Origin of the sequence: Paenarthrobacter sp. NPDC018779, assembly GCF_044391085.1 — a bacterium.
Lineage (GTDB): Bacteria > Actinomycetota > Actinomycetes > Actinomycetales > Micrococcaceae > Arthrobacter.
On sequence record NZ_JBIRZS010000005.1, the window covers coordinates 158,008 to 174,094 of the forward strand.

A 16,087-nucleotide genomic window follows, 5' to 3' on the forward strand; every position below is an offset into this window, starting at 1 on the left:
TTCGGTGCGAGCGTTGCTTCGGGCTATTGGATCAGCCCTACACTAAGAGGTGTGACCTCCTACCTCCATGTGCCACAGGCCCGCCCATCCATTGAACACGTCCTCGCAGTCCGCGGCGTCGGAGGCTACCGGCAGTACCGAATCCCTGCACTGGCCGTCAGCACGGCGGGGACTGTCCTGGCGGCATATGACGGCAGGCCCAATCTGGACGACCTGCCCAACACCATCGATTTGCTGCTCCGCCGCAGTAGGGACAGCGGCGCCACATGGGGCGAACAGCAAGTGGTCCGCACCGGCACGGGGCTGAACGGCTACGGCGATCCCAGCCTCCTGGTTGATGCGGACACAGGACGGATCTTCATGTTCCACGCCGCCGGAACGCACGCCGGATTCTTCGAAGCGGTCGCCGGACTCGAGCCGGACGACGACGTCCAACATGCCGACGTCAGCTATTCAGACGACGACGGCGGGACCTGGCATCACCGGCGGCTCACCTCATCGCTCAAGCCGGTTCACCGTGGTACCACCGGGTTGTTCGCCGCGGCCGGCCAAGGCATCCAGATACACACCGGACCGTTCAAAGGACGCTTGGTACAGCAGTACGTCCTCTTGGTGGACGGGGAAATCATGGCCGCCTCCGCCCTCAGCGACGATCATGGAGAAACCTGGACGCTCGGTGCGCTGATCGGCACGGGTCCAGCCGGAATCGGGCCCAACGAGAACAAGGTGGTATGCCTTGCCGACGGGCGCTTGCTGCTGCACTCCCGGGCCACACCATGCCGCCTCGCCGCAATCTCGGAGGACGGCGGACTGACTTGGGGACCCTTGACGCCGGTGCCGGACCTGCCCGACCCGAGCGACAACGGATCCCTCACCAGGTTCGACGGCATGCCTCTCGTCCAGTTGCCGTCCGAGCCCGATACCTCGCATTGGCTCATCGCCACCAACAACCAGGACCCCCATCTTCGTCGCAACACCGTGCTCAGCCTCTCCCCGGACAATGGGGCCACGTGGCCGGCCAAGCTGGTGCTGTGCGAGGGCAGTTCCGCATACTCCACGGCCACGCGGCTTCCCGATGGCACCATCGGCATCCTCTACGAGCGCCAGGGATACCGCGAGATTGTGTTCGCTTCGATTCCTGCGGAACAGCTGGTCTCCCAACTCGCGTCCGCTCCGGATACCCTGCCCTGCGCAGAGAATCCGCTCAACTTCCGCATGGAACTCCGCTCCATCACCCCGGGCAGGCCCGAAAACTGGCAGAACGCCGGTGCCTTCCACGTCATACCGTCAAACAGCGACGGCGAGTGGGACGTCCAGACGTGGAAGGAAATCGGCCAAGGCTACGCCGGCCAGGACCAGGTACTGGGCACGCGCGAAGCACAGGACCTCAACTACGGCGCCATCATTCCCGGGTACAAGGCCGGGGACATCCTGGCCTTCACCGGACGCGTCCGCAACAGCGGCACTGAGCCGCTTGCCGACGTCGTACTTCTCGGACCGCACCTGGGCAATTTCCCGGCCACCCGCCTGGAGCCGGGCGAGCATTCCCTCTACTTCACGCCGAGTTACACCATCACGGAATCGGACCTGCTGGCGGACACGCTGGAGCTCACGTTCGCGGTGGAGTCCGACGGCGGGAGGTTCCGTTCGGAGCGACGCTTCCGGTTCGGGCTGCGCACCGGAAGCGTTGATGCCTCGTAGGGCCTGTCGCCTCAGCGGTAGGTGCTGACGAACGGACGGTTGGTGGGCACGATCTGCTTGCCGAGCGGCATCAAGGAAACCGGGATCAGCTTCAGGTTCGCGATGGCCAGCGGGATTCCGATGATCGTCAGGGCCATGGCCACCGCGGTGACCACGTGCCCGATCGCAATCCAGATGCCCGCCACCAACAACCAGATGACGTTGCCCAGCAAGGCGAACACTCCGCTGCCGCCGGGCTTTTCCACCACCATCTGGCCGAACGGCCACAGGCAGTACGCACCGATGCGGAATGAGGCAATGCCCCACGGAATGGTCACGATGAGGACGCAGCAGATGATGCCCGCGGCGAAATAACCGAGTGCCAGCCAGAAGCCGCCAAAAACCAGCCAAATGATGTTGAGCAGAGTTTTCATAGTCACCATTCTCTCGTGCCGGACCGTCCAATAGCCTAGGGGTCTGCCCTGACTCGCCCCTGACTTTCCTCTCTCACCAAACACCCCCTCCCCCCGGACCCTCTCTCACCAAACACCCCCTCCCGGCGGACCCTCTCTCACCAAACACCCCTCCCCCGTGGACGCTCTCTCTGTGCTCACTGCGGAGCGGCCAAGATGACAGAGCGTTCCGAGTTTCGGGCGATTTGGTGATAGCGCGTCGGTTTTGGCCGGGCTTCGACCTAGACTCGGTCCCATCGGCGCCGCCTGTGATGCGCCGCTGTATCCATGAACCACCCACGGAGGACCACCATGAGCACAGCACAGCACACCCTCAGTCTGTCCCGCGATTTCGACGCCCCGCGGGAGAAGGTGTTCCAGGCTTGGATGGAACCGGACCAGCTCACGAAATGGTTTGGACCCGTGGAAGTAGATGCTCCGAGGGAAAAGATCATCGTCGAACCGAGAGTCGGTGGAGTCTGGCAGGTTGTCATGGCATGGACGGATGAGAACGGTCCCCAAGAGGCCCCCATTGAGGCCATCATTACGCAACTGGACGAACCGGGCTTGCTGGTCGCAACGGCCAAAGCCGCCCCGGACGCCGACCACGAATACGAAGAGATGCATCTCGAATTCGAAGATCTGGGCGGCAGCCGCACCCGCATGCACCTGACCCAGGGGCCCTTTGCATCGGAAGAGTGGGTGGAAATGACGCGAGACGGCTGGGGCACCTCATTCGACAAGTTGGATGCAACGCTGGGATAACCGCGAGAGCGCCCTCCAAAACGGGCGACTCGGTGAGAGAGCGTCCCGAAAAACGGGCGACTCGGTGAGAGAGCGTGCCGAAAAACAGGCGATTCGGTGAGAGAGCGTCCTCAAAAACAGGCGATTCGGTGAGAGAGCGTCCTCAAAAACGGGCGGTTCGGTGAGAGAGCGTCGGAGGGGACGGGGAGAGGGGGCGGGGGGAGAGAGGGGGGTTAGGCCTTGGCGGCTTCGACGAAGGCTCGCACTTTGGCCAGGTCCTTCACCCCGCGGGAGGACTCGACGCCCGAGGACACGTCCACCCCCCAGGCACCGGCCGCGGAAGCAGCGGCGGCAACGTTGCCGGGTTCCAGTCCACCGGCAAGCAGCCAGGAACGGCCTTCCAGACCCTTTCCACGCACGGAGGCGTAATTCCAGGCCTCCCCCGAACCAGGCACGGCGGCGTCGATCAGGAAAAGCTCCTCGCCCAGATCACCGAACTCTTCCGGGGAGGCACCCATGGTGACTGCCCGGATGAGCCGCAACCCGGCGTCGTGCACTGCCTCAACGTCGGCCGCAGTCCGGTGACCGTGCAGTTGAACCCATGACAGGCCTGCCGCCTGTGCGAGGGCAATGGCATGGGCAGCGGTCTCGTGGCGGAAGACGCCGACAGCCGCAATGTCGGAGGGCACCAACGGCAGCAACGAACGGACGGTCTCCGGGCTGACTTCGCGGGGGCTGGCGGTGAGGACGAAACCCACCGCGTCGGCGCCGGCGGAGACGGCTTCGCGAACGGATTCGGGCGTGCTCAAACCACACACTTTAACGAACATTCCGTGCCTCCAGCCGCTACGCGCCCAACAATCCTCTTATGACGTTAGCAAGTCACATGGTCCATTGTTGAACCGCGCCGGACCACTACGCTGGTCGGATGGAGATCATCCGCTTTGCCGACATCCATCCCGAACCGTGGCGCAACGGGGGCGGTGTGACCCGCGAGATCGCGAGCCACCCGAAGGCCGCGTCGGCGCAGGATGGCGCGTGGGACTGGCGGCTCAGCATCGCCGACGTCTCCAAAGCCGGCGACTTCTCCAATTTCCCGGCCATGGAACGGGTCCTGACCATCATTGATGGCGACTTGATGCTCCTGACCGTCGACGGCACCGAGCACCCCTTGGAGAAGTACCGGCCGTTCCGTTTCTCGGGCGAAGCCCCGTCCTCGGCAACGCTGCCCACCGGCGACATCCGGGACCTCAACATCATTGCCCGCGCCGACAAGTTCAAGGGCTTCGCGTCGATCGTCGAGCTTTCCAAGAAGCGCCCGCATCCCGTCTTTGAGGGCCAGTTCGCGGTTCTGCTGGAGGGCAAAGCCAGCGTTGTGCCCGGCGCGGCAGCAGAGGAAACGCCCGACGACGGCGCCGAGCCGGCTGCCGTCGTGGAGGAACCGGTGGATCTCTCCCGCTACGACACAGTGGTTGGCTCCGATGTCCGGAGCCCCGAAATCTCCGGCCGCGGGTTCGTGGCCGTCATATCCATCGACCACGTCTGAGTGGTGACTTTTGCCACCAGAGGTGGCCACCCCGTGGGTGAGTTGCTAGCCTAGGGATCAAGGTTCCGCTCTGGGACCTCCGGACGACGGTTCAGTACCCGGCACGCGACAAGACTGGCCAAAGGAAAAGTCATGTCGTGGTTGATCCTCATTCTTTCCGGAGCGCTTGAGGCCGTCTGGGCCGCAGCCCTCCACCGTTCCAAGGGCTTCCGCAAGCCCGTTCCCACCATCGTTTTCCTGGTTTCGGTCATCGCCAGCACCGGCGGTCTCGCGATCGCCATGCAATCCATTCCCACGGGCACGGCTTATGCGGTGTGGGTGGGCGTCGGTGTGGTGTTGACCTCCGCTTACGCCATGGTCACCAAGGTTGAACGTCCGACGGCGGCCCGCCTCCTGCTGCTCGCAGGCATCGGCGCGTGCGTGGTTGGCCTGAAGGTGGTGGCGTAGCCATGACCGCGAACACGAATCGTGACACTGCAGCTACTCCGGAGACGGGAGCGGCGAAGTCCGAGCAGGCGAAGTCCGAGCAGGCGAAGTCCGGCATTTTCTGGATCATCCTGCTTGCATCGGCCATCCTCGAGGCCGTGTGGGCAACTGCGTTGGGGCTCTCCAACGGTTTTACCCAGCTTGTTCCAACACTAGTCTTCGCTGTGACAGCAACACTGAGCATGATCGGTCTGGGCATTGCTGTGAAACGCATTCCCCTGGGCACGGCCTACGCCGTGTGGGTGGGCATCGGCGCAGCGCTGACTGTTGGCTGGGCCATGATTACCGGTGTTGAACCGGCCAGCCCGTTGAAGCTGCTGTTCATCGCGGGAATCGTTGGCTGTGCTGCGGGTTTGAAGGCGCTGCCGGCAGAGAAACCTGTAGCCAAGGCCGAATAGCGGCCACTCCCTGCGCTCCATTTCGATGGCTCGCTGCGCATCATGCCGCTCGCACGGCACAGTGCGCAGCGGGCCATCGAATCGGCCCGGCGAGAGCGGGCGAGGCCCGGCGAGAGCGGGCGGTGCTCACATGAGACGCAGGAATACCCCAGCGCGCCCTCGGGTTCACGCCTTCAAGAGCACACGAACGCATTGGAGACCTTCATGAACGCAGTTCAACTCGGCGGCGGCCTCACCGTCAGCCCACTCGGGTTTGGCGGGATGGCACTCACCCCGGTTTACGGCGGCATCGAGCCCGGGGAAGGCTTGAAAACCCTCCGGCACGCGGTGGATGCCGGTATCACGTTCATCGACACCGCCGATGTCTATGGCGCGGGAAGCAATGAAGAACTCGTAGGCAAGCTCCTCAAGGAACGCCGCGACGAGATCCAACTGGCCACCAAATTCGGAATTGAGGGCAACCCCGCGGACGGGTACACGGGCGTCCGCGGGGATGCTCCCTACGTCAAGCAGGCGGCCGAGGCGAGCCTCCGCCGCCTGGATACTGACGTGATTGACCTCTACTACCTGCACCGCCGCGACCTCCGCGTTCCGATTGTGGAAACCGTGGAGGCCATGGCGGAGCTGGTCCGTGAGGGCAAGGTCCGGCACCTGGGACTGTCCGAAGTGACAGCCGAGGAACTCCGGCAAGCACATGCCGTGCATCCCATTGCCGCGGTCCAGAGCGAATGGTCCATCTGGAGCCGGGATGTTGAACAGCACGTTGTTCCTGCAGCCAAGGAACTGGGGGTTGGCTTCGTGCCGTATTCACCACTGGGCCGCGGCTTCCTCACCGGAACCGTGAACGCAAGCGACCTGGGCGAGAACGACTTCCGCCACAAGATCCCACGCTTCGGCGAAGGTGCCCTTGATGCCAACCAAGCCGTGGTGGCAGCGGTCCGCCACGTAGCCGGAGAATTGGACGCAACTCCCGCCCAGGTGGCGTTGGCTTGGCTGCTCGCACAAGGCGAACGCCTCGGCATCCCCGTGGTTCCCATCCCCGGCACGCGCAAAACGCAGCGGATCGACGAGAACCTGGGTGCACTGTCGCTTAACTTGGGCGAAGCGCACCTTGAGGTGCTCGACCAAGCCGCGAACGCCGTCGTGGGTTCACGCTCCGCCGACCCCAAGTGGGTGTCGCAAGGCCGCGAAGCCAACAACGTAGGCTGAATCCATGGACTCGCTTATTCACTCACTGCGTGAGGTCACCATCCGGAGCATTTCGGTCAGCGAAATGAACAATAATGTGTACCTGCTGACGTCCAAGTCGACCGGGGCGCAGTTGTTGATCGACGCCGCCGACGACCTTCCGGCCATCCAGCAACTGCTGGCCGAATCGGCTGACGACGCGTCCGAGCCCACCAAGCTGCTCCGGATCGCCACTACCCACCAGCACTGGGACCACGTGAGGGCACTCCCGGAACTGGTGAAGGTTGCCGGGGCAACCACCTCTGCAGGAGCGGACGACGCCGATGCGTTGCCCGTTCCGGTGGATGTCCGCCTTGGTCACGGGGACGTTGAGCGGTTCGACGACTTCGAGATCCGGGCGGTCCACCTGCGCGGGCACACGCCTGGTTCGATCGCGTTCGTTTATCAGGATCCGGAAGGGCCGGCCCACATCTTCAGTGGCGACTCGTTGTTTCCAGGCGGCGTCGGCAACACACAGAACGATTCCGCACGCTTCACGTCACTGTTGAACGACGTAACGGAACGGCTGTTCGACGCCTACCCGGATGACACGGTAGTCCACCCTGGACATGGGCTGCCCACCACGCTCGGCGCTGAGCGGCCACACCTTGAGGAGTGGCGCGCCCGGGGCTGGTGATCCCCACACTTGCGGGGCCTGCTCTACGCGCTATTCCTCGCGGATAGAGCGTTGAGCGGGCCTCACAACGTTGGGACCTGAACTTGCGCGGCCTGCTCTGCGCGCCATTCCTAACGGATAGCGCGCAAAGCGGGCCTTCCAAAGCAGGGCCCACGCAGGCAGGGTTCCCTGGCCGAGCTTGCGAGTCGAGGGAGCCTGCGGGGACCTAGCGGCCGCGGCGTTCGTTCGACGCCGGAGCCGAGGCACGGCGCGGACCACTGCGGGCCGGACGACCCGAGCCGGATCCCCCACGACCCGAGTTTCCGGAGTTCCCCGAACCGTACGAGCCACCCGAAGTACCGCCAGTGTTCGACGACCACACGGCCTTGTTTCCGCTGCTGCGCGTCGTTGTGGTCGATGCGGAACGCGGAGCCGAAGCCGAACGCTGTCCACCGGTTGCACGCTGGCCCGTTGCCGGACGCCCGCTGCGGCCGTTCTGCCCCTGCGAGCCGGGAACGTCGTTGCGGTGCGTGGCACCCGACTTGCCGCGACCGCGTGAGTTGCGGGCGACGTCGTCGTTCATTGCTGCGCGGCGCTCGGCACGCGGGAGGTCCGTGCGCACCGGCTCGGCCGCAACCTTGCCGCGTCCACCACGGCCGCCACGGCCACCAGCGGTGGGTGCAGCCTGGCCGGAACGGCGGGCGCGCTTGCGCTGGGCGTTGGCGCCGGTGGACGTTCCGCCGCCCTGCTGCGGGAGCTTGGCCGCGAGCAGCGCGGCGCGGGTGCGGGGATCCACCTTGTCCGCAACCTCACCCACGAGCTCGGCGACCAGCGGGGAGCTGGCGGTAACGCGTTCGAACGACACATCCACACCCGCTGCGCGCATGAGCTTCTTGACGTCCTGCTGCTGGTCCGGGAGGGTCAGCGTGACCACGGTGCCGTCGGAACCTGCGCGGGCCGTACGGCCGGAGCGGTGCAGGTAAGCCTTGTGCTCTGTGGGCGGGTCCACGTGGATGACGAGTTCGACGTCGTCAACGTGCACACCGCGGGCTGCGACATCGGTGGCCACCAGGACGCGCACGTCGCCGCTGGAGAACTCGGCAAGGTTGCGGTCGCGGGCGTTCTGCGACAGGTTGCCGTGCAGGTCAACGGCGGGGATACCGGCATCCGTGAGGGTCTTTGCGAGCTTCCGGGCGTGGTGCTTGGTGCGCATGAAGAGCACGCGGCGGCCTGCGCCGGAGGCCAGTTCGACGATGAGCTGCTTCTTGACGGTCTGGTCATTGACCACGAACACGTGGTGTTCCATGGTGGTCACCGCGGCCTGCGGATCGTCCACGGAGTGGGTCAGCGGGTTGGACAGGTAACGGCTGACCAGCTTGTCAACGCCGTTGTCCAGCGTTGCCGAGAACAGGAGTCGCTGGCCCTGCTTGGGGGTCATGTCCATGAGCTTCTTGACCACGGGGAGGAAGCCCAGGTCCGCCATGTGGTCGGCCTCGTCCAGCACGGTCACCTCGACGGCTTCGAGGGTCAGGATGCGCTGGCGGATCAGGTCTTCGAGGCGGCCGGGGCAGGCGATGACGATGTCCACGCCGGCACGCAAGGCCTTCTCCTGGCGAGCCTGGGAGATGCCGCCGTAGATCACCGTGGTGTTCAGGCCCATGGCCTTGGCCAGCGGCTCAACCGTGGCGTTGATCTGGGTTGCCAGCTCACGGGTCGGCGCGAGGACCAGGCCCATGGGGCGGCCCGGCTTGCGGAAGTAGCCGGCTTCCCGCTCGGCAAGGCGTGCCACCAGCGGGATGGCGAAAGCGATGGTCTTGCCGGAGCCGGTGCGGCCACGGCCCAGGACGTCGCGGCCTGCCAGCGTGTCCGGCAGGGTCTTGACCTGGATGGGGAATGCCTCTTCGATGCCGTTTGCAGCGAGGGATTCGACGATTGCCTTGGGCGTGCCAAGGGCAGCAAAAGTAGTCATGTACTTCATGTCTTTCGGGCGGTGTCCAGTGACGGACATCGGCCCCCGACGCCGGTTGGGCCAGGGGTTCGCCGAGGAAAAGTCAGGTGGTCTACCGGTTCGCTGCAGCAGCGTTGGCCGGGACCAAATGGAACGCGTTCATCGACGCAGGATGTGCCTCTCACATGAAAAATGCCCTGCATTTGCGCTCTTTCGAGCCAACATTCAGGGCGTCACCGCACATCAAGTGATCCCATTCTAGCAGTGTTTGAGGGTCACTCCTTGCAGCGGGCACCCAACTGGGGGACAGCAAACGTTCTTCTGAGCCCTCAGTGCAACGTTTGCTGTCCCTTAGTTGGGCTGGGTGAGGGAGAGCTCGGGTTCGCCGTCCCGGGCACCGGATGACACCGTGCGGGCGGCGACCCGCGGGGCCACCACAACCCCGACGACGGCGATGATCGCCGTCAGTGCGAAGACCGCCGCAAACGAGTCCGTCGTCGTAAATGCCGCGAAGACCAGTCCCGTGGTGGCGAGCGACAGGGCCCCACCGAGGGAATCTGAGATGGACATCGCAGCACTGTTGAAGCCTTGGTTGGCCGGGGTGGAGAGGGCAAGGGTCATGACGCTCAGCCGCGGGTACATGAGGCCCATGCCAAAACCGGCGAACAGCCAGCCGGCAATGGCGATTACGGGCGTGAGGCTCAGTGCGGCCGTAACGAAGGCAAGCGCAATGGCCGCCAACACCAGGATGGCGCCCGCCCTCACAGCAAACGCGTCAGCCAACCGGGAACCAAGGCGGCCCTGCAAAGCAGAGGCGCTCGCCCATGCCAGCGCCGCACCCGTGAGGGTCAACCCGGCGAAAGTTGGCGTGAAGGCGTACCGCTCGGTCAGCAGGTACGGCAGGTAAACCTCGGCGCCAAAGAACGCCGCTGACGCGAGCCCACGGGACAGGATGACGCTGGGAAGCCCCCGCCGTGCCGTCAGGGTCCCGCGCGGAACCAGCGGACGCACGGCGATCAGCGCGAGGACAAGCGCGACGGCGGCAATCGCCACGCCGAATCCTGGAACCTCCGCGGACAGGTTCAGTGCCAGGACAGTCAGGGCGGCCAACGCAGCCCACCCAATGCGTCCGAAAGCCCACGGCACGGGTTCCTTGGCGTCGACCGACGCCATGCCCCGCATGGCCGGCACCACCATGGCCAGCGCGGGAATGACCAGTCCCACCACGCCCAGGAACACCCAGTGCCAGCTGCTCAACTGCGCCACCACACCCGCCGCGAAGGGCCCGACGAGCGAGGGAACCACCCAGGACGCGGCGAAGGCGGCAAAGATCTTGGCGTGCAGGGCAGGAGGGTAGATCCGTGCCACCAGGACATAGAGGGCCACGGTCATGGCACCTCCGCCAAGGCCCTGGACCAGCCTGCCGAGGACCAGCATCGGCATGGTGCTTGCCATGCCCGCGATCAGCAGGCCCACCACGAACAACCCTACGGAGGCGTAAAGCGGCGCCCGGGGACCCCGGCGGTCGGACCAATTGCCCGCACCCACCATGCCCATCACGCCCGTAGCCAAGGGACCGGCGAAAGCCAACGCGTACAGGCTGGCACCATCCAGATCCCTGCTGACCACCGGCATGACAGTGGTCACCGCAAGGGATTCGAAGGCACTCAGGAAGACGAGCGCGCACGTGCCCACGGTGGCCAAAAGGTAGGGACGGCGCAGAATACCGGCCGTTGAAGTGTCAGGGGTCATGCACGCTACCCTAGAACCTAAACTATTGTTGAGGTCAATTCACACGCCGCTGGAGGTTGGATCATGCCGCAGGTATCCGGCGACGCGCACCGGGCCCTCACCGTAGGCGAGCTGTCCGAGCGCAGTGGAGTCTCTGCGTCGGCCCTTCATTTCTACGAACGCAACGGACTCATCAGCGCCGAACGCACCCCGGGCAACCAGCGCCGTTATGCCCGCGAGACGCTCCGACGGGTGGCGTTCATCAAGACATCGCAGCGGGTGGGCCTGCCGCTGAAGGACATCCGTGAGGCCCTGGATTCCTTGCCCAACAGCCGGACGCCCACCAAACGCGACTGGACCAGGCTGTCCCTGCGCTGGCGGAAAGAACTCGACGAACGGATCGCCGCGCTGCAGCACCTGCGGAACGATCTCGATGGCTGCATCGGCTGCGGATGCCTGAGCCTGAAATCGTGCACGCTGCAGAATCCCTCGGACGAACTCGGGGTAGGCGGTGCGGGCGCCCAGCGCTGGAACGCACCCAACTGACTGGCAGTTGTGGTTGTTCCCAGCTGAGAACAACAACAACCGCCAGTCAGATTTTGCCAGAACAGCAACAGGTGTTGCGCACCCTTGCCGGCGACCGGCACGCTTGGGTCATGGCTGAACACACTCACGACGGCGGCACCCACCAACACGCGCACACTCACGACGGCGGAACCCACCAACACGGCGACCAGCAGGGTCGCTTGAACCTCCACGAGGACGCGGACAACGCCGTGGACATGTGGGACGGCATGTACCGCGAGCGCCCGAAGATCTGGAGCGGCAACCCCAACGCCCAATTGGTGACAGAAACCAACGGCCTGGAACCGGGCACGGCGTTGGACCTTGGCTGTGGCGAGGGCGGCGACGCCATTTGGCTCGCGAAGCAGGGGTGGCAGGTCACGGCCATGGACGTTTCCACCGTGGCCCTGGAACGCGGAGCCGGGCACGCAGTGGACAACGGCCAGCAGGACCGGATCACCTGGCAGCAGCAGGACCTGGCTGACTGGACTCCCGAGCCGGTCTTCGACTTGGTCTCGGCACACTTCCTCCACTCCCCCTTGCTGCCCTGGCAGGACTCCACCTCAAAGGCAGCGGCTGCGGTTGCACCGGGTGGCACGCTCCTGATCGTTGGGCACCACCCGCACGGACTGGCCCCATGGGGTCACCACCACGAACCGGGAATGTTCTTCACGCCGGACGAGCTGGCGGAATCGCTCGGCCTGGAACAGGGTCCTTGGCTTATTGACGTCCTGGAAGCCCGGGAGCGGACCATCGACGATCCCGACGGCAACCCCGCAACAATCCTTGACACGGTCCTGCGGGCGACGAAGAAGCCCTAGCGAACCGGGAGCCGCCCGGCCTCGGTTCGCTCCGAACACCGCCGCGGCACTCGGCTTCCCAGCCGCCCGGGGCACTGCCAGCCCAAGCGTCGCCGGACCGAGGCACCCAAGCCGCGCTCCGGCGTCGTACCTAAACAGCCTCCGGCAGCAGTTCGCGGTAAGGTGCCACCACCGTTCCCGTGGCTGTGGAGTCCGGGTTGAGCATCCAGCCGACGCGTTTGGCCGTGTTGAGCATGACCACGCTTTCCACCAGCTCAACGCCGGGGATGCGCTGCTGGATGGCGAGTTCCATCTCCATGACCTCGGCCAAAGTGCGCAGCCACATGATCATGGTGAAGTTGGTCCGCCCCGTGGTGGAGGCTGAGAAGCGGACGTTCCTGATGGCGCGGAGCTCGGTGGCGGCGGCCTCGTGCTGGCCGGCGGGGACGTTGGCGAACCATTGGACGGTGACGGGGTAGCCGGAGAATTTCTGTGCGATCTCGCAGCGGAAGGACAGCATCCGGCTGGCGAGTACCCTGCCCAGTTGCCGCTGGACCGTAGCTGGGTGGCGGCCGAGGGCACGCGCAATCTCGGCGGCGGAGGCGCGGCCGTCCCGGGCCAGGAACGGAATGAGGGCCAGGTGGCTTTCCGGGAGCGGGACCACAATGGCGTCCGGCGCCGAGGGGTTGGCCGACTCAGGGCCGGCGAGCGCGCGGATCGCTTGCTGTTCGGCTTTGCTCAGCACGTTGAGCCGCCAGGCGTAACCGCTCGTGTGGATGCGCGTGCAGAGGGACGTGTGGTACTTGGTGAGCCCGCGGACTTCCTTTAGCCGGGGCAGCAGGCTGGTGCTGAATTCGTCCAGATCCTGGGTGATCACCGTCAGAGTGAGGTCACGGTTGCTTGCCGCTTCCTCCACGGTGATGACCTCGGGAAGCTCGGCGACGGCAGCTGTAACCTGCGGCCGAAGGTCCATGTCGCAATCAATATCCACCATGGCCAGGCACATGTTCTTGGGGTCGCCCATGAGGTGGGCGGTGGTCCACGCTGCGCCGACCGCCCGGAGCCGGTCCCATCGCGCGGCCAGGGTGGTGGCGTGGACGCCCAGGACATCACCGGCGTCGGACCAGCTGATCCGCGGTGAAATCTGCAGGGCGTTGATGAGGCGCAGATCTTCTTCACTGAGTTCCATGGGTACATTCTCCCGCAATGATGCACGAATCCTGTGTCCTGTGCCTGAAAATGCAGATTTCCAGATGTTTCAGGATCTGTGAATCAGGTCACCACAGAATGGCATGAGGAAGCAATCGCCGAGCACCACAGGAGAACACATGACCATCGCCGCCGACGCCAAGGAACTGCAGGAAGACATCGTTCGCCTCCGCCACGACCTCCACCGCGAACCGGAGATCGGCCTGCAACTCCCCCGCACGCAGGAAAAGGTGCTCAAGGCGCTGGACGGACTCCCGTACGAAATCACGCTTGGTAAGGACACGACGTCGGTCACCGCGGTTTTGCGCGGCGGCGCGGCCCACGCTTCGGCCGAGAAGCCGGTGGTCCTCCTGCGCGCCGATATGGACGGACTGCCTGTCCAGGAAACCACCGGCGTTGATTACACCTCGCGGTTGGACGGCGCGATGCATGCGTGCGGACATGATCTCCACACCTCCATGCTTGCCGGGGCGGCCACCTTGTTGGCAGAACGGCGGGACCAGTTGGCCGGCGACGTTGTGCTGATGTTCCAGCCCGGCGAAGAAGGATTCGACGGTGCGAGCTACATGATCAACGAGGGCGTCCTGGATGCCGCGGGCCGCCGTGCGGACACCGCCTACGGCATGCACGTTTTCTCCTCGCTGGAACCGCACGGCCAGTTCGTCACCAAGAACGGCGTGATGCTCAGTTCTTCCGACGGCCTGGTGGTCACCGTCCTCGGCGCGGGCGGCCACGGCTCGGCGCCGCACTCGGCTAAGGACCCCGTGACTGCCGCCGCTGAGATGGTCACGGCCCTTCAGGTCATGGTCACCCGGCAGTTCAATATGTTCGATCCCGTGGTCCTCACGGTCGGTGTGCTGCACGCAGGCACCAAGCGCAACGTCATCCCGGAGACCGCCCGCATCGAAGCAACCATCAGGACCTTCTCCGAGGACTCGCGGCAGAAGATGATGGTTGCAGTACCCAAACTGCTCAAAGGCATCGCATCGGCCCACGGTTTGGAGGTGGACGTGGACTACCAGCAGGAATATCCCCTCACCATCAACGACGAGGATGAGACGAACACGGCCGAAAAGGTCATCGCCGGAATGTTCGGTGAATCCCGCCTCACCCGCATGGCCACTCCCCTGAGCGGCTCCGAGGACTTCTCCCGCGTCCTCGCCGAGGTTCCCGGAACTTTCGTGGGACTCAGTGCCGTTGCCCCCGGCGCCGACCACTCGACGTCGCCCTTCAACCACTCGCCGTACGCAACGTTCGACGACGGCGTCCTCACCGACGGTGCGGCGCTTTATGCCGAACTTGCCGTATCCCGCATCGCCACCCTTTCCGCCAACTAGCCCCACGGCCCCTTTGGAGAACCCCATGACCGCCACCGTTGGAACGTCCCCTGACGTCAAGGTCCACAAATCCCACCTGCGCACGCTCGTGGGCACCGGCATCGGCAACGCCGTGGAATGGTACGACTGGGCCATCTATGCCACTTTCTCGCCGTTCATCGCCAGTGCCCTGTTCAGCACCTCAGACCCAACCTCGGCCGTGCTGTCCACGTTGGCGATCTTCGCCGTCGGATTCGTTGCCCGCCCGTTCGGTGGCTTCGTGTTCGGCTGGATCGGCGACAGGATCGGCCGCAAGACCTCCATGACCATCGCCGTCGCGCTCGGCGCAGTGGGCAGCCTCCTGATTGGCATCGCCCCTACCTTCGCTGCCGTTGGCGCCTTCGCATCCGTGATGCTGCTGGTGGCCCGCCTCATCCAGGGCCTGGCGCACGGTGGTGAGTTGCCGTCGTCGCAAACGTACTTGTCCGAGATGGCACCCAAGGAAAAGCGTGGATTCTGGGCCACCCTCATCTACACCTCCGGCACCGCCGGCATCCTGGCGGGCACGTTGCTCGGCGCGATCCTCACGGCCGTCCTGAGCAAGGACGACATGAGTGCTTGGGGCTGGCGTATCCCGTTCCTGATCGGTGGCGCGTTGGGCGTCTACGCCCTGATCATGCGCTCCAAGATGAAGGAAACCGAGGCGTTCGAGGCCGAGGCTCCCAAGGAGAAGCGTGCCCCCATGTGGCCGCAGATCGTCAAGTACCGCAAGCAGGCGCTGCAGGTCATCGGCCTGACCGTTGGGCTCACGGTGGTCTACTACATCTGGGGCGTCGTGGCACCGAGCTACGCAGCAACCGCCTTGAAGATGGACCGCGGCGCGGCTCTCTGGGCCGGCGTGATCGCCAACGTCGTGTTCATTGCAGCCCTGCCGTTCTGGGGCAAGCTGTCCGACCGGATCGGCCGCAAGCCCGTCCTGATCATGTCCTCCGCCGGCTCGGCCCTGCTCCACTTCCCCATGACGTGGCTGCTGAAGGATTCCCCATGGCAGCTCGCCGTGTCCATGTCCGTGATGTTGTTCTTCATCGCAGGAAGTGCCGCCATTGTTCCGGCCGTGTACGCCGAGCTGTTCCCCACGCACATCCGCACTGTGGGCGTCGGCGTTCCGTACTCCATCTGCGTCGCCGCGTTCGGTGGCACGGCTCCGTACCTGCAGACGTGGCTGGGCACCATCGGCCAGGGTTACCTGTTCAACGTGTACGCCGTGATCCTGCTGGTGCTGAGCATCGCGTTCGTGTTCACGATTCCTGAGACGAAGGGCAAGGACCTGACCGTCTAGGCTCTCCCAAGTAGGGGACAGCTCCTGTCGC

The 16,087-nt window shown here is 65.0% G+C and carries 16 protein-coding genes and 1 riboswitch; of the genes, 11 read left to right on the forward strand and 5 right to left on the reverse strand.

Going from position 1 to position 16,087, the window contains the following annotated elements; translation table 11 throughout:
• Window positions 1-51 precede the first annotated feature (51 nt).
• A complete protein-coding gene (locus tag ACH488_RS08505) occupies window positions 52-1,701 on the forward strand; it encodes an exo-alpha-sialidase (protein ID WP_397323516.1) in 1,650 nt (549 codons plus the stop codon).
• Window positions 1,702-1,712: 11 nt separating this feature from the next.
• Here the strand turns inward: ACH488_RS08505 and ACH488_RS08510 are convergent, their stop codons facing one another.
• Complete coding sequence (locus ACH488_RS08510; RefSeq protein WP_397323517.1) at window positions 1,713-2,114, reverse strand: YccF domain-containing protein; 402 nt, start codon at window positions 2,112-2,114, stop codon at window positions 1,713-1,715.
• A 330-nt stretch (window positions 2,115-2,444) separates the two neighbouring features.
• Here ACH488_RS08510 and ACH488_RS08515 point away from each other — a divergent pair, with 330 nt between their 5' ends.
• Window positions 2,445-2,897, forward strand: coding sequence for an SRPBCC domain-containing protein (locus tag ACH488_RS08515; RefSeq protein WP_397323519.1), 453 nt, complete (start codon window positions 2,445-2,447; stop codon window positions 2,895-2,897).
• A gap of 212 nt (window positions 2,898-3,109) precedes the next feature.
• Here the strand turns inward: ACH488_RS08515 and ACH488_RS08520 are convergent, their stop codons facing one another.
• The gene (locus tag ACH488_RS08520; RefSeq protein WP_397323521.1) at window positions 3,110-3,706 is read right to left on the reverse strand and encodes a phosphoribosylanthranilate isomerase; all 597 of its coding nucleotides are present in this window, start codon (window positions 3,704-3,706) and stop codon (window positions 3,110-3,112) included.
• 98 nt (window positions 3,707-3,804) lie between these two features.
• Between ACH488_RS08520 and ACH488_RS08525 the strand changes: the two genes are divergently transcribed.
• The 5 genes from ACH488_RS08525 to ACH488_RS08545 all read left to right on the forward strand — a co-directional run bounded on the left by ACH488_RS08525 (window position 3,805) and on the right by ACH488_RS08545 (window position 7,170).
• A complete protein-coding gene (locus ACH488_RS08525) occupies window positions 3,805-4,422 on the forward strand; it encodes a HutD family protein (protein WP_397323522.1) in 618 nt (205 codons plus the stop codon).
• A 57-nt stretch (window positions 4,423-4,479) separates the two neighbouring features.
• A riboswitch (guanidine-III (ykkC-III) riboswitch) is annotated at window positions 4,480-4,545 on the forward strand.
• A gap of 9 nt (window positions 4,546-4,554) precedes the next feature.
• The gene (locus ACH488_RS08530) at window positions 4,555-4,869 is read left to right on the forward strand and encodes a DMT family transporter (RefSeq protein WP_387439598.1); all 315 of its coding nucleotides are present in this window, start codon (window positions 4,555-4,557) and stop codon (window positions 4,867-4,869) included.
• A 2-nt stretch (window positions 4,870-4,871) separates the two neighbouring features.
• Window positions 4,872-5,306: a DMT family transporter gene (locus ACH488_RS08535; RefSeq protein ID WP_397323523.1), complete on the forward strand. Its 435-nt coding sequence runs from the start codon at window positions 4,872-4,874 to the stop codon at window positions 5,304-5,306.
• Between the two features lie 204 nt (window positions 5,307-5,510).
• Window positions 5,511-6,515: an aldo/keto reductase gene (locus ACH488_RS08540; RefSeq protein ID WP_397323524.1), complete on the forward strand. Its 1,005-nt coding sequence runs from the start codon at window positions 5,511-5,513 to the stop codon at window positions 6,513-6,515.
• 4 nt (window positions 6,516-6,519) lie between these two features.
• Window positions 6,520-7,170, forward strand: coding sequence for an MBL fold metallo-hydrolase (locus tag ACH488_RS08545; protein WP_397323525.1), 651 nt, complete (start codon window positions 6,520-6,522; stop codon window positions 7,168-7,170).
• 205 nt (window positions 7,171-7,375) lie between these two features.
• Here the strand turns inward: ACH488_RS08545 and ACH488_RS08550 are convergent, their stop codons facing one another.
• Window positions 7,376-9,118: a DEAD/DEAH box helicase gene (locus ACH488_RS08550; RefSeq protein WP_397323526.1), complete on the reverse strand. Its 1,743-nt coding sequence runs from the start codon at window positions 9,116-9,118 to the stop codon at window positions 7,376-7,378.
• A 330-nt stretch (window positions 9,119-9,448) separates the two neighbouring features.
• On the reverse strand, window positions 9,449-10,849 hold the full coding sequence (locus ACH488_RS08555) for an MFS transporter (protein WP_397323527.1): 1,401 nt from the start codon (window positions 10,847-10,849) through the stop codon (window positions 9,449-9,451).
• 63 nt (window positions 10,850-10,912) lie between these two features.
• Here ACH488_RS08555 and soxR point away from each other — a divergent pair, with 63 nt between their 5' ends.
• Window positions 10,913-11,374, forward strand: coding sequence for a redox-sensitive transcriptional activator SoxR (gene soxR / locus ACH488_RS08560; RefSeq protein ID WP_397323528.1), 462 nt, complete (start codon window positions 10,913-10,915; stop codon window positions 11,372-11,374).
• Window positions 11,375-11,484: 110 nt separating this feature from the next.
• Window positions 11,485-12,213, forward strand: coding sequence for an SAM-dependent methyltransferase (locus ACH488_RS08565; protein WP_397323530.1), 729 nt, complete (start codon window positions 11,485-11,487; stop codon window positions 12,211-12,213).
• A gap of 130 nt (window positions 12,214-12,343) precedes the next feature.
• Here ACH488_RS08565 and ACH488_RS08570 read toward each other — a convergent pair whose 3' ends face one another.
• Complete coding sequence (locus ACH488_RS08570) at window positions 12,344-13,381, reverse strand: Lrp/AsnC family transcriptional regulator (protein WP_397323532.1); 1,038 nt, start codon at window positions 13,379-13,381, stop codon at window positions 12,344-12,346.
• A gap of 139 nt (window positions 13,382-13,520) precedes the next feature.
• On the opposite strand from ACH488_RS08570, the gene ACH488_RS08575 reads away from it, so the two are divergent.
• The gene (locus ACH488_RS08575) at window positions 13,521-14,738 is read left to right on the forward strand and encodes a M20 family metallopeptidase (protein WP_397323533.1); all 1,218 of its coding nucleotides are present in this window, start codon (window positions 13,521-13,523) and stop codon (window positions 14,736-14,738) included.
• 25 nt (window positions 14,739-14,763) lie between these two features.
• Window positions 14,764-16,056 carry an MFS transporter gene (locus tag ACH488_RS08580; protein ID WP_397323534.1) on the forward strand — a complete coding sequence of 431 codons (1,293 nt, stop codon included), beginning with the start codon at window positions 14,764-14,766 and terminating at the stop codon, window positions 16,054-16,056.
• Window positions 16,057-16,087: the final 31 nt, after the last annotated feature.